General features: G+C 51.7%; 14 protein-coding genes, 1 tRNA gene and 2 pseudogenes. 6 read left to right on the top strand and 11 right to left on the bottom strand.

Features of this window, described 5'->3' with window-relative positions:
• Positions 1 to 396: 396 nt before the first annotated feature.
• Entirely contained in the window at positions 397 to 858 is a 462-nt protein-coding gene (locus ACQKP4_RS25390; protein ID WP_427636629.1) for an Lrp/AsnC family transcriptional regulator, read from the bottom strand.
• A 358-nt stretch (positions 859 to 1216) separates the two neighbouring features.
• Between ACQKP4_RS25390 and ACQKP4_RS25385 the strand changes: the two genes are divergently transcribed.
• Positions 1217 to 3688 (top strand): alkaline phosphatase family protein, encoded by a 2472-nt coding sequence (locus tag ACQKP4_RS25385; RefSeq protein ID WP_427636627.1) that lies wholly within the window; start codon positions 1217 to 1219, stop codon positions 3686 to 3688.
• Between the two features lie 508 nt (positions 3689 to 4196).
• Here ACQKP4_RS25385 and ACQKP4_RS25380 read toward each other — a convergent pair.
• The gene (locus ACQKP4_RS25380; RefSeq protein WP_427636626.1) at positions 4197 to 4709 is read right to left on the bottom strand and encodes a hypothetical protein; all 513 of its coding nucleotides are present in this window, start codon (positions 4707 to 4709) and stop codon (positions 4197 to 4199) included.
• Positions 4702 to 5778: a hypothetical protein gene (locus ACQKP4_RS25375; protein WP_427636625.1), complete on the bottom strand. Its 1077-nt coding sequence runs from the start codon at positions 5776 to 5778 to the stop codon at positions 4702 to 4704. The genes ACQKP4_RS25380 and ACQKP4_RS25375 overlap by 8 nt, the downstream gene beginning before the upstream one ends.
• 792 nt (positions 5779 to 6570) lie before the next feature.
• Here ACQKP4_RS25375 and ACQKP4_RS25370 point away from each other — a divergent pair.
• Both ACQKP4_RS25370 and ACQKP4_RS25365 read left to right on the top strand, forming a co-directional pair.
• Entirely contained in the window at positions 6571 to 7536 is a 966-nt protein-coding gene (locus ACQKP4_RS25370; RefSeq protein WP_427636623.1) for a retron St85 family effector protein, read from the top strand.
• A complete protein-coding gene (locus ACQKP4_RS25365; RefSeq protein WP_427636621.1) occupies positions 7533 to 8471 on the top strand; it encodes a retron St85 family RNA-directed DNA polymerase in 939 nt (312 codons plus the stop codon). The genes ACQKP4_RS25370 and ACQKP4_RS25365 overlap by 4 nt, the downstream gene beginning before the upstream one ends.
• A gap of 91 nt (positions 8472 to 8562) precedes the next feature.
• Here the strand turns inward: ACQKP4_RS25365 and ACQKP4_RS25360 are convergent, their stop codons facing one another.
• Entirely contained in the window at positions 8563 to 9486 is a 924-nt protein-coding gene (locus ACQKP4_RS25360; RefSeq protein WP_427636620.1) for a phage integrase N-terminal domain-containing protein, read from the bottom strand.
• 996 nt (positions 9487 to 10482) lie between these two features.
• On the opposite strand from ACQKP4_RS25360, the gene ACQKP4_RS25355 reads away from it, so the two are divergent.
• The 3 genes from ACQKP4_RS25355 to ACQKP4_RS25345 all read left to right on the top strand — a co-directional run bounded on the left by ACQKP4_RS25355 (position 10483) and on the right by ACQKP4_RS25345 (position 11804).
• Positions 10483 to 10797: a hypothetical protein gene (locus ACQKP4_RS25355; RefSeq protein ID WP_427636618.1), complete on the top strand. Its 315-nt coding sequence runs from the start codon at positions 10483 to 10485 to the stop codon at positions 10795 to 10797.
• 61 nt (positions 10798 to 10858) lie between these two features.
• Positions 10859 to 11143 (top strand): hypothetical protein, encoded by a 285-nt coding sequence (locus ACQKP4_RS25350; RefSeq protein ID WP_427636617.1) that lies wholly within the window; start codon positions 10859 to 10861, stop codon positions 11141 to 11143.
• A 109-nt stretch (positions 11144 to 11252) separates the two neighbouring features.
• Positions 11253 to 11804, top strand: coding sequence for a hypothetical protein (locus ACQKP4_RS25345; RefSeq protein ID WP_427636616.1), 552 nt, complete (start codon positions 11253 to 11255; stop codon positions 11802 to 11804).
• A 256-nt stretch (positions 11805 to 12060) separates the two neighbouring features.
• Here ACQKP4_RS25345 and ACQKP4_RS25340 read toward each other — a convergent pair whose 3' ends face one another.
• The 7 genes and pseudogenes from ACQKP4_RS25340 to ACQKP4_RS25310 all read right to left on the bottom strand — a co-directional run.
• Positions 12061 to 13143 (bottom strand): AAA family ATPase, encoded by a 1083-nt coding sequence (locus ACQKP4_RS25340; protein WP_427636614.1) that lies wholly within the window; start codon positions 13141 to 13143, stop codon positions 12061 to 12063.
• Complete coding sequence (locus ACQKP4_RS25335) at positions 13140 to 13409, bottom strand: hypothetical protein (protein ID WP_427636613.1); 270 nt, start codon at positions 13407 to 13409, stop codon at positions 13140 to 13142. Before ACQKP4_RS25335 ends, ACQKP4_RS25340 begins: the two co-directional genes overlap by 4 nt.
• Before the next feature lie 122 nt (positions 13410 to 13531).
• Positions 13532 to 14596, bottom strand: coding sequence for a site-specific integrase (locus ACQKP4_RS25330; protein WP_427636611.1), 1065 nt, complete (start codon positions 14594 to 14596; stop codon positions 13532 to 13534).
• Between the two features lie 105 nt (positions 14597 to 14701).
• Positions 14702 to 14778: transfer RNA gene (locus ACQKP4_RS25325), tRNA-Ile, on the bottom strand.
• Between the two features lie 15 nt (positions 14779 to 14793).
• Positions 14794 to 18540 carry an EAL domain-containing protein gene (locus ACQKP4_RS25320; RefSeq protein WP_427636610.1) on the bottom strand — a complete coding sequence of 1249 codons (3747 nt, stop codon included), beginning with the start codon at positions 18538 to 18540 and terminating at the stop codon, positions 14794 to 14796.
• A gap of 122 nt (positions 18541 to 18662) precedes the next feature.
• Positions 18663 to 18782: pseudogene (locus ACQKP4_RS25315) on the bottom strand (sigma factor-like helix-turn-helix DNA-binding protein); the annotation flags it as partial.
• A pseudogene (locus ACQKP4_RS25310) lies at positions 18778 to 18873 on the bottom strand (LamB/YcsF family protein); the annotation flags it as partial. The pseudogenes ACQKP4_RS25315 and ACQKP4_RS25310, both read right to left, overlap by 5 nt.

The raw sequence follows: 18873 nt of genomic DNA, 5'->3' as shown, positions 1-18873 counted from the left end.
GCCATGATTGTGCTCGGGAATGCTGCCCAGGCCAGCCGGGTGTTCGATCCAGTCGTCGAACGCGAATGGAAAGTCCGGGCCGAAAATGGTGACTGGTTTTTTACCGTCTGCAGGATGGCGATTGTTCTTGTTCATGGCTGACCTTGCTGGCGACCCGACGCGAAATGCGCATCTGAGTATAGGAAAAGATGGCAGCCATTCTAGAGAGCATAGAACACGTTAATAAGACGCAAAGTGTCGTCGTTTTGCCAACTTGCTGATCAATATGACGATCAATCACTGCATATTTACCAGTGTGGGACGCGGGCTTGCTCGCGAAGAGGAAGTATCAGTCACCATTGCTGTTGGCTGCCCCAGCGCATTCGCGAGCAAGCCCGCTCCCACGCTGGACACTGTCTAAACCGGCTGCCCCCGATCAATCTTGCTGCTGAGGATGATCGACGTCGTCGTCTTCTCCACCCCGTCCACGCTGCCAATTTGATCCAGCAACTGATCCAGTTGCTCCGGGGACTCCGTACGCAACCATGCCACATAATCGAATTCGCCACTGACCGCACACAACTGCTGCACCTGGGCCATGGCACTGAGCCGACGCAACACTTCCTTGCCGGAACGCGGTTGCACGGTGATCCCGACATACGCCTGCAATCCACCATCGACCACGCGCTGACCCAAACGCACGCCGTAACCGGTGATGACTTTGGCTTTCTCCAGCCGCGCCAGCCGCGAGGTCACGGTGGTCCGGGCGATGCCCAATTGCCGGGCAAGCATGGCCACGCTTTCGCGGGCATTGAGCTGCAGGGCCGCAATCAATTGGCGGTCGATTTCGTCAAGAACGGGTGGGCGAGTGTCAGGCAAAGGTGCTCTCCGGCAACTGGCATCAAGTGTGGGGCATGTTACAGCGATTGAACTGCCTCTGACTGAAAGAGGGCTTGGAAAGCCGAACGCCAGGCACGAAAAAGCCGCGTATTAGCGCACGAACTTGAACCGAGGACCAAAGGATTATGAATTGCCGGGCGACCGGGTGCGCCTGGAGAAATCATTCGTAGGTGGACGTAAGTTGGCATAGTTGGAGGGTTCCAAGTTTATGCTGTTGAGCGTAGTGAGCATCGAGCTTCATTTTGTCGCAAATTGGTATCTTTTAGTCGAAAGCAGAATGATCTAACTATCTGATTGCCGTCAGGGTCACCCATGCACTTAATCACGAGGTGTCCGCATGCTCCCTATTAATCGACGTAACTTTCTAAAAGCCAGTGCCACAACGGCCTTGGCCGCCGGGTCTTTCGTTGGCCTGCCTGCGAGTATTCGTAATGCGCTTGCCAGCATTGACCCCACTGAACTCCCTACGTCGCTGGCGGGCATAGAACACGTTGTGATTTTTATGCAAGAAAACCGGTCGTATGACCACTATTTCGCCACCCTTCCGGGAGGCAGGGGTATTTTCGATCCGCGCCCAGCGCCGCTGCCAACAGGAAAGTCGGCATTTTTTCAAACTAAAAAAAGCGACCCGACTACTCACTATGCGCCCTTCAAGTTCAAAGATGTCTATAAAGAAAATACCTACACCAATATAAAGCTGGTTCACGACTGGGCGTACAACGCCGACTGGAAAAACTGGGATATCTGGTTTGACAATAGAGACCCTGATTTACAAGGCACACACGGCTATTTAGATAAAGACGATATTCCCTTTTACTACGCCTTGGCCCAGAACTTTACCCTTTGCGATAATTATCATTGCTCGCTGTATGCGGGTACCAATATAAATAGACGCTATTTGTGGAGTGGTACATCCGGTGCCGGGCTCAAGCAAGCAATAGACTATAAACAAAGCATGTACATCGTTTATAACGACGACTGGGAAGCCAACGTATTCTCGGACGTTGACAGAGACTCCAAGGAAAGTGGCTGGAAGTGGGAAACCTATGCCGATATTTTAGAGAGAAACAATGTTTCCTGGAAATGTTACCAAGGGCTGGACCATTACGGTGATAACGGGCTTGCGTACTTTGATAATTTTCGGAACTCTGGAAAAAAAGACAAATCAGCAGCCGAATTAAAAGCCATAGAATCAAAAATAAAGAAAGCGCGAACCTACGCTGGAAGCACAGCCGAGACAGGGAAATCAGACAGCCCTTACGATCAGTATTATTCAACAGTCGATGGTGCAAAAGATGGAAATAAAGTAGCGGATATTTCTATCGACGAAGTGATGAAAAGTATAAAAAGAGACCTTGAAACAAAAGACTCAAATGGAAAAACCACATTTCCAGCGGTTTCATGGGTCACGGCCCCATTGAAATACTGCGAGCACCCAAGCTCACCCTACTCCGCCAGTGCTGGTCAAGCGTTCACTGAGCGGCTGTTAACCGCGATAACAGACTCCCCGGAAGTGTGGGCCAAAACAGTCATATTCATTACCTACGATGAGAATGATGGTTACTTTGATCATGTGCCGGCGCCTCTGCCTCCTTTAGCCGGAAAGCACAACCTGGACAGCAACGTTGAAAATGACACCAAAGAACAGTACTTTTCCAGCGACGCACGTTATACCAATACAAACCCCAACAATTATCTTGGCCTTGGCCCGCGCGTTCCTATGCTGGTCATTTCGCCGCTCAGTAACTCCCATGGCGAAGGTCGCATCAGTTCACAACTGTTTGATCATACTTCCGTTATTCGTTTTTTGGAGGATTGGCTGACTGCCAAGGGGCACGAGGAATCTGCCGTGAAATGCAACAACATTTCAGAATGGCGGCGTGCCGCGTGTGGAAACCTGGTGTCCACCCTTGATTTTTCCCAAAGAGCAGTAGGCAAACCTCTTGTTAATGAAGCTATCACTCTTCTGCCAACAGAATTGCCCATCAAAAAAACATCAATTCCAAAGAATAATACGTTGCCCGAATTCTCTGCGTATGAAGGAAAACGTTTAACAGTAGCTCCAATAGCCTGCGCGATGCCTTTCCATTGTTCGGCATGGGGTGTCGCCAGCGGTCCAAATTTGTCAATCAACTATACAGTCCAAAAAAACTCCCTTGAAAATCTTGCCGCCACGTTCATTACTTACGAAGATCCCGGCCTGAACACTCAGACCCCTCACCATATTGCGGTTTCGGCCAAACGTGCTCTTGTCGTCGATTTTGAAATAAAAAACAAAACGGACGGGTATCAATATTCAATTTATGGCGATAACGGGTTCTATCGGTTTTTTTCTGGAAGAGGTGACGATGACATCGAAGTTAAAGAGACCTTACAGAACAACCCAAAATCATTAGCCCTGGAAATAAAAAATACATCAGGCACCCCACAAGTCGTTAAAGTTGATATGGATAATACTTATCATAATGTTAAAGAGCATTTATTTTATCTTGTCGGCGGGGCGACCAAGGTTATTACGCTATCGATGAACGAAGAAAATGAAGGCCAGTCTGTATTTTCGCTAACGGATAGTCATGGTTGGTATAACTTGAAAATTTTAGCGCTCGGCGAGAAAAGTGATGACGGGGGCTATATGAAAGGTTTCTATAGGGCACTGGCCGGAAATATAGAATCTCTCGAAGGAAGAGTGGACTCTGCCATTGGTTATTACCGGGAAGATGTCTGCAACAGTGAATCCCGCCCTAACGCCAAGGATAATACTGCGATGGCTAAGCTATTGCAGGAGCATGAATCGTCCCAGGTTTCGTAGACTGACGAGCGCCGTAGTTGCTGTTGACGGTCGGTTGAGGCAAGAAGTGACCCCGGGACTGTATCTGTGGCGACCGCCCGGAAACGCGAAAGCCGCGCATTGCGCGGCTTTCAATTTGGTGGGCCCACACGGACTTGAACCGTGGACCAAAGGATTATGAGTCGCCGACTGATGCACCGAGGTAAGTAAAGTCTAGGCTAGGTAGGGGGCGCGTACAACAGTCTTAACCAGTTGATAACACATAGGTTTGGACAGTTTTCGCTAGGCGGCCAGAGCTGAGCACTGTACCGGTGCTGTACCTTCGTCTCTAACCTTGTTGCTGTCAGATGTACTTCAGCACTTCGTTGATAGTATCAAGGTAGTAGACCCAACCCAGGACGTGACTGCCTGGGTTCGCCGGCACCTTTCGATTCACCGGGCGTATCAATTCCGAAGACGGGGGAACCCCCCGTCTAAGCTAGGTAAAACTTTGCTTCCAGAGTCTAGGCTCCGATTTTCTTTCGTTAAGTTAGAAGTCGTTATTTCTTTCTTGGGTCTCACGTCTCGTATGAAGATCTCCAATAAAAAGATAGTTAGCGTAAATCACGCTGAACACAGAGGATCCTTGAATTAGGGTCAGAAAAATAACGATGCCAATCGCCGCGGACTTAAATATAAGCATCGAGTCCGTATAAAACGGAAGCCCTGTCACTAATAGTTTAAGAAGGAAAAGGCCAGTTACCCCTGCAGCTACGAAACCGGATTCCATTACGCTGCCAACTATGCTTTCTAATCGGCGGGTATCTTCCATTGTGCTGGTGAAGTCAGCAATTTTTATCTTGTCAGGATCCTGAAGCCGCTTAATTGCGTTTGGGTATATAAACGCAATCCATATTCCCATTATAGTGAATACCATGCCTGATAGGGCAAGAAGAGCCGTGCAGTAGTCCTTGAAGTCTGCGTAAGAGAATTTTAGGTTGTAATGGAAGGCCAGCGTTCCGATTATAATCGACGCTACTGCCATTACAGGGATCTTAAGCATGGGCCGCCGCCTGTTTTATAGAATCAAGTTCTAGGTCTTTTCGAATTGGATCTAAATATTTATCCCGATTACCAAGAATTGTAGCATAGAGTCGTTCCGCGGTAAGGATTGGTTCTCCATGATCCTCGACCGAAATATTTTCAGTCAGCCTGTATTTGCTTGCCCACACTGTTTTTGTGGTGTTGTCCACACTAAATCCGACGTCTTCCCAAGTTCCTGCCTCATGGTCAGAAGCATATTGAGTAATAATTTGTTTAATTTCTTCCACTGTAGGTTTAGCTTCAATTTTCAGTTCTACTCTGCGAGTAGACTGATTTTCAGCAGAAATATAGGGCACCTCAAACCGCTGAAAGAATTTTGCAAATCCTTTGCGTTTATCTACATTTTTTATGGTTACAGTTTCACGTCTGATTATATGAGTTACTCTTTTTGTTAGTTCGGTCATTTCTGCTGAACTAGTAGAGAGAGACTTCATCGATAAGTCGAACTGAAAAGAATAGCGATATTGGTCGGCGTCGCCATCTGGCATTTGTATCCTTGTGAAACCTTTCTCGGTGAGTGTTTTCTTGTGGTCGGGCAAGTCTACTCTTAAGTTTATACAGCCGGTCACCCAGTCTTGAAACATTGCTGAGTCGCATCTTGAATTTTCGAATTTTATTGATGCGATAATGTTAAGTTCTGGAATGACCCAGTAATAACTAGGTCTGCCCCAGACCATTGGCTTTTTGCTGTTTGTTTGAGTCTGTTTAATCGCTTTTTCAGTGGAGCCGTCGGGATTGATTGTGATGCCATAAAGGGGGCCGTGACGATCAGAGTCTCCCTTCCATAGGACTAACAGGAAGTCTCCGGTGTTTTCGTTATGATGTATTTCGTGGCAGAAGCAGGGCGTCTTATTGCGATTCCTTTTGGGGTCCCATGGATTTGTTGCTTCAAAATTTCTCCCTTCCTTCCAATCTTTTAATTTAGCGATAGTCTCTTCGAGCTCAAGAGCTTTTGGGGTTTCATTAAAAAGTCGGTATAATCCACACTTATTAACTTCAAAAAAATTAATATAACCGCTCTGGAGCATTGCCAAGTCCTTTCGTAGGTGGTTTGAACTCCATTATGAAACAGGTGGCAGCAGATAAATGCAGATCTGATAGCCTGGATCGGAGCTGTCGAAATCTAGCATCGCGCTATGGCTCTTGGCTATTACGATTTGGCATTGGGTTCTGTTTGGGTATTCGTACCTCGCATATGCTTTAGCGTTTCCGCATCGGCTTTAATTTTGATTGCTTGGCATCCATCGGTCATAAATTTGGGCGATCACTATTCCAGCCTTAGCGTTCTCAAGGGTGTGGATGCCTTTTTTGAGCCCTTCGGACGCTTCGGATTTTAGTTCTAAGAACGACGGTTCATATTCCTCGCTGAATGGGAATACGATGCCTCAAGCGGCCTAGCAGTGCCTCGTCAAGAGGAAGTCTGAAGCCAGCCTTAGGGCGTGAATGTAGATTTTACCCCCTAGGAATCATCAACCGTCGCTAGCGCCCGAAGCCGCCGGCAAAGCTTCTTTTCTATTCTGCGTGGCATTCGTTTCGATCGGTTCAACGATCTCGATAACCTAGCTTGACAATGGGCATGGCCGGCAGCATATGATGCGCCCCTCTTTACGCGTTTTGGAGCGCAAGCTCTAGTCCGGTGTATAGCCAGACTCTAATTTATTGATTGGTATTAGTTGCGACGAAGGCTCGCGTGGGCTTCACTCGTCGCACTCGTACCTCGCACTCCTCGCAAAGCCCACGCGAGCCTTCGCCGCTATATCTTTGGTAAAGAGAACCTCCTAGAGGCGCAATTTGGCGCCATGGATTTGGGACCACTGACAGTGACATTGAAGTTCGATGACAAGAGGCTAGAGTCTCTGGCTCAGGTTTCGCTAGAAAACTCTCGCATCGTACTTACTCAACCCATCCTTTTTCTGTGCGGCGGCCAAGTCGATATTACATCGTTTGAACCGCTATCCGTGCGTGGCGCGCTTGTTGAGTATCTGCACTCAGCTAAATGCCATTTAGCGGAAAGCATTACCCTGGCGGAAGATTTCAAGGACTGGATCCATGATTCTGTATATAGGGATCTACTAGCCTTTGAAAGCGATATTGCCCATATCTCATCACTCATAATTATTATTCTTGAGAGTGCAGGCGCACTGGCTGAGTTAGGACTATTTGTGAAAAATAGGGCGCTCAGAAATAAAATACTTGTCTTCGTAAGTCAGGAGCATTACGAGGAGAGCTCTTTCGTCCGACTTGGACCGCTAAGATATTTACAGGGAATTAAAGAGAGTAGCGTTTGTGCCTACCCATGGGATCAAAATGATCTTAGAAGAAGCCTCTCTACATCCTTAAAAGAGATGAGGGAAGACATATTAAACGCAGTATCAGGGCAGGATGGCTCTGAAGCGTTTAATAAAGAGAATGAAGGGCATGTTTCTTTTGTCGTCTATGAGATCATAAAAACGTTTAGAGCATTAAAGTTGTTGGAGATTGAAGCCTATCTTGAGGCTTTAGGCCTAAGCGTCTCAAGAGATAAGCTTAAGAGGCTTATATTTCTTCTTGGGAAGTTTAAATTGATAGGTAGCTCAAAACGCGGTCACGTAGACTATTACTATGCCCTAATTGATGCGGTGAAAGTCGAGTTTGCTGGAAAGTTTGATCAGACTAGAGCAAAAATTGCAGCGCAACAGTTCTATGCTACCAATGATGGTGAATCAAAGAGGATGCATGTCATTCAGTCTGCATATGCTGTGGCTACTCCAACTCCCTCTGTCCCAGCTGTAGGGGCAGAAATATGAATATATTGGCAAGCCTTTCAAGTAAGCTTTTAATTAGCTCTGCAGAGCTAATAGGGTTTGTGAATACAGCACCTTATCGATATAAAGTTTACCCGATCCCGAAGAGGAGCGGACGAGGCGTTCGAATTATTGCTCAGCCTACTGACGTGCTGAAAGTCATGCAGCGCATGGTCCTTGAGAGCTTCTTGGTAGATTTGCCGATTCACCATTGCGCAACTGCTTATCGGGATGGAGTAGGTATTAGAGAAAACGCAAGGGAGCATTTGAACAGCAAATATCTTCTAAAAATGGATTTCTCCGATTTTTTCCCATCTATTGGGCCATCGGATCTTATTTCACATATAAAAAAACATAAGGGAGCAATATCAAGCGAAGATGCTTATGCGGTTAAAAAGCTTTTCTTCTGGGCGAGAAAGAAAGACCCAGTGCACAAACTTAGCATAGGGGCTCCATCGTCACCGTTTATTTCAAATACTTTAATGTATGAGTTTGATTGCAGGCTTTTTGAGGAATGCACTCGTTTAGAGGTAAGTTATACGCGGTATGCTGACGATCTTACCTTTACAACAAATACCCAAGGGGTTCTTTTTGAGCTTCCAAACTTGGTGGCCAAGATTTGCCGAGAAATAGATTACCCTACTCTCAGGATAAATGCTGAAAAGACAGTGTTTTCATCCAAGGGCAGAAATAGACATGTCACAGGTTTAGTGCTCACTAATGATGACCAAATATCTTTGGGGCACAATAAGAAAAGATATATCAGGTCGCTGATATATAGATACACACTCGGTGGCATGTCTAGTGATGAGGTTTACTCATTGAAAGGAGTGCTTGCATTTGCAAAACATGTAGAGCCGAGCTTTTATCAATCTGCTGTCCGTAAGTATGGCGAAGAGATCTTAAGCTCGATTATGAGTTTTCAGCTCGTCAAGTAATCAGGGCGAGGTGGGTGAGTATCTGAAAGTAAGTATTTTCATATATCTAGGTGCCATTTAATCATGGTTTTTCTATGGCGCTGTCATAGTATTAACGCCCCAAATAATGAGTCGAAACGGACTCTCGGGAATGCCCGAGTTCTTCCGAGACCTCAAGCCGTGCAGTTCTATCCAACTCTCGATTAAGCTCTGCTAGAGAACCTCCGCGCACGGGAGAATCTACACCGGCATAGTGTTGATAACGATCGTTGGCATAGTTGTGGCGCAATCCATGAGAAGTGACCCCGGCTGTGGCCTTGGTGATGCCAACGTTTCTGAGTACTCGGCTGTAATGACCCAGCGCCTGCTTTAGGGATAGCTCTGGAGCTGCGGTGCTTGCTGTAGGGCGGCCGGCGAATGTTTTCGCTCGATCCAGCAGTTCGCGTTTTTTTTCGCTGTCGATAGGTACGGTTCTGTCCCGCCCACCCTTAGTGCCGATGCTGATTGCCAGGTAGGCTCCCTTGTCGGCCAGATGCGGTCGCAGCATCACGGATTCTTTGACCCGGAGTCCAAACGTTGCTTGCAGCTCGATTTGCAGTGCCACTCGCTCATCGATAAGACGAAGCTCGGCTAGCTTGGCCTGCAGGTCGACGCCGTTGGCCGACCAGGATTTATCGGAAGTGTTGATCGAGCTGCGCGCGGCTTCGCCATTCTGAAAGTAGGTCGCAGAGCCCTCGACCATACCCTCCTTTCCGATCCAGGTAGAGAACGTGCGCAGCGTCGACAGGTTGTTTTGCAATGTTGAGGCCGCCAAACCCTTCTCTAGCCAGTGCTTGGTTAGGGCCTCAACATGACGGCCCTTGAGCTGCTGAACATCGTCGAGTTTATAACCCATCGTCCGCAGATCGGTGAACGCGCTGAACAACATAGCAGCGCGTTTCTCCATTGTCTCAAAACTCGCCTTGGTGCCGTCGGTCGCTTTGATGCCGTTTTGTTCTTTGAGAACGGTCGCCAGTGACGATTTCCAGCCAGCCATGGGTTACCTCATGATGTGTGCGCGGTTTTGGCGTACTTGAAAGCGTACTTGCTGCCGATAAACACGATTTCTCGCATCTAAAAGCACCCTAAAGGGCGGACAACCGCTGAGCGGTTCCGGCCAGCCGGCTAGGCTGGTGTGCATCGATGGCCATTGCCAGCACAGTAGTGGGTATAGGTTGAGGTGCGAGCAAGCTCAAACAACCCTCTGCCTTACCCATTCCGCGCGCTATAGCCTTCAATGCTGTATCGCAGGTTTCCGCAACGTGCGCCCCATGACTGCCACCGTCCTGGACGTTACGTGATGCGTTCATGTGTGACAGACACCGTAGGCCCCCATCACGACCGACGACCTCCGCTGGCCGACCACACCTCAGGCGGAAAGCGCTATGCGCTTCATTCGATCTCAACTAACACTTCCTTCCGACCACAGAGATCTCATGGTTGGTTCGGCACCTTGTTTCACCCATTGAAAGAAGTGCAGTCAACGAGCCGGGGGCAGAGGTACAAACACCCTCGATCTGTAAGCGCCGCCCCCCCTGAATGGCAAGGGGGGCGGCTGAATGACCTAGGTCCTACCCACGAATGGCGTGGAGAGGTTGACCAGGCGGCGGTCCCAGATGAAGAGGACAAACCCTTAGCACGTGACCCAACGGGTTTCGCCGTAACCGGCTCATCAGACGTGCGAAAAATTGTGTTCACCGGACAGAATCATTTTTACATATCGTGGTTTTCAATGCTGTGAGGTAGGTCTATTCCTGAAAAATAATGGTCTTGTGCTGATGATTGCGCGCACTCTCTTTTTTTGCTTCGCGAAAAAAGAGAGTGCTTTTGGCCGTAACCGCTCACGCATTCCTATGGGGTTCGGTTACCCCTGACCACTTCGCGCTGATTGGCAGTGAAGGCGCACAATTAATCGAGTCGCCAAAAGATCGCGCTGGTGACACACCGCATTCAGATAAACGATGGCATCTCCCCAAACAGCTGGAGATGATCCGTGACTCAAAAGATCCATATATTTGGCTTGGGGCTGGCACCCTGGCGCTTTTTTGTCTTGGCTATTTGTGGCTTCGTATTTGCCCTTACCGCCGGAGGTGCTTGGCTCCCAATGGCCAAGGTAGGAAGCAACCCGCTCGATATGCTGCTCAGTGCCCAAGTGGCGTCGTTCTTGCTGCTGAACGGGGCGACGTCTTTTCTCTATGTCGGCGTGCTCAGCGGGTGGCCTGCATGGAAGGTCGAAGCTGCTTTTTTCAATGTGGTTGTTCTAGCAGGCTATGCCGGTACGCGGTTGCTGCCGTTGTTACTTGGATGAGGCTGGTGACACAGCTGAACCGGTCCGAAGCTACAGGCTCACCATAATTAGGAGAGCTTGTATGTTCACTTACTCCCCCACTATTTCCAGCGACCTGGTGTTCGAACTCGACGCTCAACTGAACCGCCTCGGTGCGATGGCACATGTCGCGGTGGGGCACACGGATACTCCCGTCCTAGTCGCGATAGGTCATGGTTTCCCTGGCACTATTCCTCTTAACCATCCACCTCTCGGGTCGTTTGTCGAAGCCGAGTTGATCGCGATCAGGCTCAATACGATGCAGGGGATTAGTGATCGGCAGCGCATCGCTATTCTGCGAAGCATGACTGGTTCAGGACGGCACTAACGCTGCTCCTTGAGTGGGAAATGCCGTGTTTTGGATTCATCGACATCAATGATGGCTTTTTTGCCTTGGTGTCGCTGCACCTCAAAGAACCTGACATGACAGGGACGCTATGAAAAAGCATATCGCCGTGCTGACTGTTTCCATGCTTGCTCTCGCAAGCTGCGACAACTACAAATCCGATTTTAAAAAGGCCATATCCAAGGGATTAGAAGCGACAGGAGGTTTATGCCTCGGCATAAAAAGTTGGCCCATCGACGTAACAATCTTGGAGTTCAAATCAAGATCGCTGAGGGCGATGACGATTGCCAATTTGACGATAGATGGTTTGGTAAATGTCGAAGAAACGTCGATAGGAACGTCTGGTTGGAGAATGCCCGTCTCTCGCTATACGCCGAGTGAGAAGGCTAGGCCATTCATGAACGGACCAGATATCTGCTGGGGGAGAAAGGAGCTTACGGAGGTCGTCAAATGGGATGGACCAATGAACAACGGCGACTATAGGGAGGCTGTCGTTACGTACAAATATGACGTGCGACCAATGACATGGATTATCACCTCTGGCTTGCCGCTCTATTACCCTGAGATGCGCAAGATGGGCGCAGGATCCCAGCAAGCACGAACGACCTTGAAGCTCAGTAGTGCAGGTTGGGAGGTAAAGTGATTAGAACGCAGACGGATATTCAGATTCTGACTTGCCGTACCTGAACAATGGGCTTCGTATAATGCGCACAAAAATCCCGTCAACTGGCGGGATTTTTTCGAGTGAGTCCGGCACAACATTTAGTTGTACGATGGCACCGAGTCCCAAACGTCAAGTGGGTGCTCATCATTCGTGCCCATATCCCCATTGGTGCCTACCATTCCTTTGGGCATGACTGTGTTTTCCAGGGCACGAATAGTGATTTTGATAAATACTTTTACGGCATAGACCAATAAGTTGTCATGTCCTTGCCAAAACCTTCGCGGCTGGCAATCACGCCAAGTCGTTCACGAGCACTACGCGTTTGCTTTGTGGAGTATCCGTTCTCCGCCATCAATCTTTTAACCTCTTTACCGGTGATCGGCCCATCCCTGAGTATTCGTTGCAACGCTCCGCTAGGGTCGTCATCTGATCCAGCATCACCATCCGAGCACTCCACTTCTGCCAATATCTCACCAGCACTACCCTCGACTAATTCTCCCCAGACCACACGGGTGGTTTCGATATCGTTCGTCACGGTGCAAGTCTCGATGATGTATCTGACTCCACCCTGGTCGTCGCTGATATTTGATTTTGCGCGAGCCAGAATCCTGATATCGGAGTCTGCGGATTTGGCTGCAACAAGGACGGTCCGGGCCAGCGCGCTAAACGCCTGGCTGCCTATCACTCGGTCGGCTGGAGAGGATGCACCGCTGCCCTTGCTGAAGTGGGTGATTCCCAGCACGGCGCAACTATGGGCTTCTGCAAAATCTACCACCACCTGTAATGAACGCCGAACATCGTTGGCTTTATGCATGTCCCCACGTACCAAACTAACCATTGGATCGAGCAAAAGCAGTGATACCCCTCCAATACGCGCTGAAGCTTCGCGCAGGAGATCAAAGTTAGTCGCGGGATCGAACGTATCCCGCTCGCCAACGGCGCTGATCCGGCCATTGATGAAATGAACGCGTGTCAAATCTGCACCTGCTGCTATTAGCCGAGGGACAAGGGTGTCTGCGTGGTCGTCTTCGCTGCTCCATATCAACGCATTACCGTACTCGTCACAACGACTACCGTCAGGCCAATATCCCCCCCTCGTCAAGCAGCTGATTAGCCCAATAGCCAGAGTTGTTTTGCCTGATCCGCCGGCCCCGGCCAAAACAGTGAGTTTTCCTTTCGCTAGCCATTGGGGCCACAGCCAACTGATGGGCTTCGGCGTAATGGATGCAGCAGACGCGAGCTCCGCACTCCAAAGCTGGGGAGTGAGTTTTCCTTCAATTGCAGGATGGATTTCACCCAGTCTCAAGATAGAGGTCATACGGCCACCTCGCCTGCCAATAACAGTGCAAGATCCGCGGCGCGATAATAGTTGCGGCGGCCGATTCTGACGCGTGTAGCGTTGATCGTGTCAGCGAATTGGCCTGGCTGAGTGAGGCTCCACCGCAAGCCCTGTTCGCTGCGGTGGAGCATTTCTGCAAGGTGTACCGCAGTAAGGAGGGGACCGAAGCGAGCCGTGAGTTCGCGCTCGAATTTTGCTACAGACTCCGACGGTTCTGGATTTTGCGAGGGGTTGAACTGTTTCATAGTGAGCTCCATCAATGGTTGTACTACTAACAGTCCCTACCTACCCCCCCAAAAAACGACCATTTCTCCACGTCGACTAAAATATATTTGGTCAGATCGAGTTTGTGCATGCACAAACTCGCCTAGGCTCGACCTATCTGCAAGCGATCTAAGCGTTCTACGAGGTCCTCTGCACGAAGATGGGTGTAGCGCTTGAGCATCTGCATCGACTTATGGCCGCTGATCGCGGAAACCTCTTGGTCCGACAACCCCGCTTCAACTAGCCGACTTACAGCTTCGTGCCGCAGGTCATGAAAACGGAAGTCCCGCATTCTCAATTTCGTTTTCAGGGTCCCCCAAACCTTTGTGAATGCATATGGGCGACGCTTTTTGTCTCGACCAGGCTCGCCGAAGAAGACCAAGTCACAATCGATGGGGCGAATGGGGTTGTTCATTGCAGACTTAATAGCTTCTGTGGCGAATCGGTTCAGGGGCACGGTTCTAGCCGAGTCATTTTTCGTATCTCTGAGCCTCAAGACTCGTTTTTCTAAGTCGACTTGGTGTCGCCGTAAGGTCGAAATCTCAGCAGCCCTCATGCCGGTCTCCAGAGCGATACGCACAATCCATCCCAGCATTGGATTGCTGTGAGCGTTCACAGCATTGATCAGTCGGAGCTCTTCATCAGATGACAGCCTGCGATCTCGACCTTCACCAGGGCTCGGCTTACGAATGTTGAGCACGGGGTTGAATGTGAGGCCTACTCCCCACTCTTGAATTGCGACAGTGAAAAGATGACTGAGCAGCGCTAGCTCCAGGCGTACGGTGTTGTTGCTGATGTTTCCCTTATGGCCGGATTCGCTCAGGCGCTTATCACGAAATCCGGCGATGATTTCAGCTGATAGCGCTGCGAGGGAATATTTTCCTAGGTGCTCAACGAGCTTTTTGGCTTTGGAAACTTCGCCACGCTGAGTGGTAGGTTTTTTGGTGGGAGTTACATCGCTCAGATAACGCTTCAGGGCAGATTCAAGCGTCATCCGTTCTGAACCACTGCGCTGGATGTAAACGCCTCTGACCATTTCGTCTTCGGTGCGTCTTGCCCAGTCTTCAGCATCGCGTTTTGTGCGGAAAGTCTTAGAAGTAGTCGGCCAGCCATTTTTACGAATGACTGCTTTCCATGTTCCTGAAGGGGTTTTTACGTGGGTTGCCATACGTTCTCCGAGGGAAGATCGGTACGGACTGTACCGAAACTGTACCTCGGGAACATCTGATTGGGGCGTCAAAACCTGCAGCAAAGCTGCAGGCCTTGATTCATATGGTGGGCCCACACGGACTTGAACCGTGGACCAAAGGATTATGAGTCCTCTGCTCTAACCAACTGAGCTATAGGCCCTCAGTAGGTCGCGGATTATAGCGGCGGTTTCTCGGCTGTGCTATCCGAAAAATCCGATACGGCAATACGCAGAAACGTTGCGGCGAATTCTTCCGCTGGCAACGGCAGGCTGACGATGTAGCCCTGGATTTGTTCGCAGCCTTCGTTGGCCAGGAATTCCTGTTGCGCGAGGGTTTCGACACCTTCGGCGATGACGGTGAATTGCATGCTGCGCCCCAGCGCGATGATCGCCCTCACAATCGCCGCATCGTGAGGATCGTCCGGCAGGCCACGGACGAAAGACTGGTCGATCTTGAGAATGTCCAATGGCAGGCGCTTGAGGTAACTGAGGGACGAGTAGCCGGTGCCGAAATCATCAATCGCCAGTTGCACGCCGAGGTTTTTGAGTTGATGCAGTACCGCCAACGCCTCCTCGGCCTGGCTCATGATGAAGTTTTCGGTAATTTCCAGTTGCAGGAAATCGGGTCTGAGGCCGTTTTCCTTGAGCAGTTGTTCGATGCGCCCGAGCAGGTTTGGCTGGCGCAATTGGGCCCCGGCGAGGTTGACCGACAGCGGGCCCAGGCTTTCGTACATCTGGTTCCACTCGGACATTTGCCGGCAGGCCGTTTCGAGCACCCAGTCGCCGATTTGCAGGATCATGCCGTTTTCTTCGGCCAGCGGTATGAAGTGCTCTGGCGGCACGTCGCCAAAGGTCGGGTGACGCCAGCGAATCAACGCTTCGGCGCCCACCAGGCGATGGTCTTGCAGGCTGATTTTCGGCTGGTAGAACAACAGGAATTCATTGCGCTCGATGGCACGTCGCAATTCGTGCTCCAGGGCCACGCGTTCACTCGCCTGGGCGGTGAGGTCGCGGGTGTAGCTTTCCACCCGGTTGCGGCCCTTGGCTTTGGAGCGATACATCGCCGCGTCGGCATTCTTGACCAGGGTGGCGACGTCGCAGCCGTCCTTGGGATACAGGCTGGTGCCGATGCTGGCGCTGATGAAAAACTCATGCTCGCCGGCCTGGAACGGTGCGGCGAAACAGTTCAGCAGCTTGGTCGCGATGTTGTCGGCATCGCTGTTCTGTTGCAGGCCCGGCAGCAAGATGATGAATTCATCGCCGCCCAAGCGCGCGACGGTATCGATATCGCGCAATTGCTCCTTGAGGCGTACGGCAATGCCCTTGAGCAGCAAGTCGCCGACCGGGTGACCGAGGCTATCGTTGATGTGTTTGAAACGGTCCAGGTCGAGGAACAGCACCGCGCCCTGGCCACCGTTTTCCTGCTGGGTGTTGAGTGCGGTTTGCAGTCGGCTTTCGAACAGCGTCCGGTTGGGCAAACCCGTCAGCGGGTCGTGGTGCGCCTGGTAATCAAGTTTGGCTTGCGCGTGTTTGAGGCTGGAAATGTCGGCGAACACCGCCACGAAATGGGTGATGAACCGGTCCCGATTGCGCACCGCACTGATGGTCAGCCAACTCGGGTAGAGCTCGCCGTTTTTGCGCCGGTTGGAAATCTCGCCCTGCCAATGACCTTCGGCCGTCAGTTGATGCCACATCGCCGCATAAAATGCGCTGTCATGCAGGCCCGAGGCGAGCAGGCGAGGGGTGTGGCCCAGGGCTTCGCTTTCGCTGTAACCAGTGATTTCGGTAAACGCACGGTTGACGGCGCTGATGTGCTGTTGGGTGTCGGTGATCAACACGCCCTCGGCGGTGCTCTCGAACACCGTCGCGGCCTGTTGCAGTTTTTCCTGCATCAGGTGCCGTTCGGTGATGTCCCGGGCGATGGTCAACATGCAGTCTTCGTCGCCGATTGGCAGCGGTCGGCTGGACACCTCGCACAGTCGAATTTGCCCGTCGCTGCGGCGAATGTGACAGCTGAAGTCACGGACAAAGCCGTCCCGGTGCAGCAAGTCGAGCATCTGTTTGCGCTCGTTGAGGTTGACCCAGATGCCCAGCTCCAGTGCCGAGCGATCCACCGACATCGCGCTGTTGAACCCGGTGATGCGGCTGAAGCCTTCGTTGACCTCCATCAGCAGACCGTCGCTCTGGCGTGACAGCAACAAGCCGTCGGGGGAGGCATGGAACGCCTTGGCAAATTTCTCTTCGGACGTTTGCAGCTGTTGCTGGGTTTCCTTGAGCTGACTGATATCGCGCACCACCACGACCAACGCGGGGGTGGTGTCCAGGTCGAAAGGCTCGGCGGAGATCAGGCCGGTAAACACCTGGCCATTGTTGCGGCGAAAGGGCATCTCCAGGTTGCGGATGCTGCCGGCCTGCAAGCGCTGCAACAGGCCCGGCCCGACGCCGGGAATGCCCCAGATGTTGAGGTCGGTGGCGGTATGGCCAATGACTTCTTCGCCTGTGAGGCCAATTTGTTCCTCGAACGCTTTGTTCACTTCCAGCAGGCAGCCGTCGGACAGCCGCGCGATCACCAGAATGTCCGGGCATTGCTGGAAGACCGAGGCGAATTTTTGCTCGGACAGGCTCAATGCCTCTTCAGTGCGCTTGGCGTCACTGATATCGATCATCAGGCCGCGCATGACCGGTTCATGGCCATGCTCGATCAGGCTGACGATGTCGCGCACCCACAGGCAGCGGCCATCGGCGGTGATCACTCGGTAATCGACGCTGTGATCACGCCCGGCGAGCACTTCGTGGTCGCAGAAGGACTGCGCCCGGGTAAGGTCCGCAGGGTGAATGATGTTGCGCCAGAAGCCTGGAATCAGCCAATGGGACAGCGGATAACCGAGCAGTTCTTCGGCGTGGGGCGACACGTAGCTGTAGGTGAAATCGCTGATCCGCGCTTCCCAGGCGATAGCGGAAAGACTCTCGACCAGCCCGCGATAATGGTATTCGCTGCTGCGCAGTTCCTGTTCGAGGTCGACTCGACGGGTAATTTCCGAGCTCAGCCGACGATTTATCCGAATCACGATGGCCAGCACGATGATCAAAAACAGCAGTCCCGGCAGGCCGTACACCAGCAGGTCTGACCAGAAGGTTCGGCGGTCCAGTACATTGCCGACCCAGTGTTCCTGAATGGCGCTGATTTCACTGGGGGTCATGTCCGCCAGGACTTTGTCCAGAATGCCGACCAGAAGCTTGTTGTTGGGCGGCACGGCCATTGCCAACTGATAGCGATAGGGCGTTTCGCCGCTGACGTAGAGCCCGTCGAGCTTGAGCTGGCGCAGGCTCCAGACGCTGGAGGCGAGATCGCCGACCACGGCATCCACTTCATCGGTGGCCAGCGCCTGCAAGGCCGAACTGACATTGGGCATCGCCACCAGATTGAGGTCGGGATGGTGGGTGCGTAACAGTTCATGGGGGGCGTAGTTGTCCACGACGGCAATCTTCAGCCCGTACAGGTCTTCAAGTTTGCGCGGTTGAGCGCCGCCGACATGGGCGAGGATGACAATCGGAAAATCCAGATACGGTCGGGTGAATGACAGGTAAGTCTGGCGTTCCGGCGTCGACATGATGCCGGGCAACAGGTCCAGTTTGCCGGCCTTGACCTGCTCCAGCACCACGGTCCAGCTGACCGGCTCAATCGGCGTGAGCTTGATGTTCAGTCGTTGGCGGATGACGTTGATGTAGTCCGCAGCCAGGCCCTGATAACGGCCCTGCTCGTCACGAAACTCAAACGGCGGCCACGACGCATCGACACCCAGGCGCAGGTCCGGGTGAGCCGCCAGCCAGCTACGTTCTTCGTCGGTCAGAGTCAGCGCGCCAGCCGTTGCGGTCCAGGTCATCAGCGACAGCAAAAAAAGCACGGTCGGCAGTCTGGGCATAACGGTCTCGTTATGGCACGGGGGAATGTTTCGAGTGTAGACGGGCTATGCGGCAGGGGGGCATTGCGAGGGATTTAATCTGCATGAAGCAAAACCCCCGGCCTGGGCCGGGGGTTTTGTTATTACTCGTCGAGGAAGGAGCGCAAATGCTCGCTTCTCGTCGGGTGGCGCAGCTTGCGCAGTGCCTTGGCTTCGATCTGACGAATCCGCTCACGGGTCACGTCGAACTGCTTACCAAACTGCACGCAATTGGGCCGGGTTGGCCATCATGTCGTTGTACATCGCGCCGTGGGGTTTGACATAGCTGACCCGCCCGCCCTGCGCCCGGCAAAT

The organism is Pseudomonas sp. NPDC086278, assembly GCF_050280905.1.
Taxonomy (GTDB): domain Bacteria; phylum Pseudomonadota; class Gammaproteobacteria; order Pseudomonadales; family Pseudomonadaceae; genus Aquipseudomonas.
This window is presented reverse-complemented; position numbering and strand designations above follow the sequence as displayed.

Excerpts from the sequence above, each read along its gene's own strand:
- ACQKP4_RS25350 (WP_427636617.1), top strand. The coding sequence starts at position 10,859 with ATGTTCACTTACTCCCCCACTATTTCCAGCGACCTGGTGTTCGAACTC.
- ACQKP4_RS25345 (WP_427636616.1), top strand. The coding sequence starts at position 11,253 with ATGAAAAAGCATATCGCCGTGCTGACTGTTTCCATGCTTGCTCTCGCA.
- ACQKP4_RS25385 (WP_427636627.1), top strand. The coding sequence starts at position 1,217 with ATGCTCCCTATTAATCGACGTAACTTTCTAAAAGCCAGTGCCACAACG.
- ACQKP4_RS25360 (WP_427636620.1), bottom strand. The coding sequence starts at position 9,486 with ATGGCTGGCTGGAAATCGTCACTGGCGACCGTTCTCAAAGAACAAAAC.
- ACQKP4_RS25335 (WP_427636613.1), bottom strand. The coding sequence starts at position 13,409 with ATGAAACAGTTCAACCCCTCGCAAAATCCAGAACCGTCGGAGTCTGTA.
- ACQKP4_RS25330 (WP_427636611.1), bottom strand. The coding sequence starts at position 14,596 with ATGGCAACCCACGTAAAAACCCCTTCAGGAACATGGAAAGCAGTCATT.
- ACQKP4_RS25340 (WP_427636614.1), bottom strand. The coding sequence starts at position 13,143 with ATGACCTCTATCTTGAGACTGGGTGAAATCCATCCTGCAATTGAAGGA.
- ACQKP4_RS25375 (WP_427636625.1), bottom strand. The coding sequence starts at position 5,778 with ATGCTCCAGAGCGGTTATATTAATTTTTTTGAAGTTAATAAGTGTGGA.
- ACQKP4_RS25320 (WP_427636610.1), bottom strand. The coding sequence starts at position 18,540 with ATGCCCAGACTGCCGACCGTGCTTTTTTTGCTGTCGCTGATGACCTGG.
- ACQKP4_RS25365 (WP_427636621.1), top strand. The coding sequence starts at position 7,533 with ATGAATATATTGGCAAGCCTTTCAAGTAAGCTTTTAATTAGCTCTGCA.
- ACQKP4_RS25380 (WP_427636626.1), bottom strand. The coding sequence starts at position 4,709 with ATGCTTAAGATCCCTGTAATGGCAGTAGCGTCGATTATAATCGGAACG.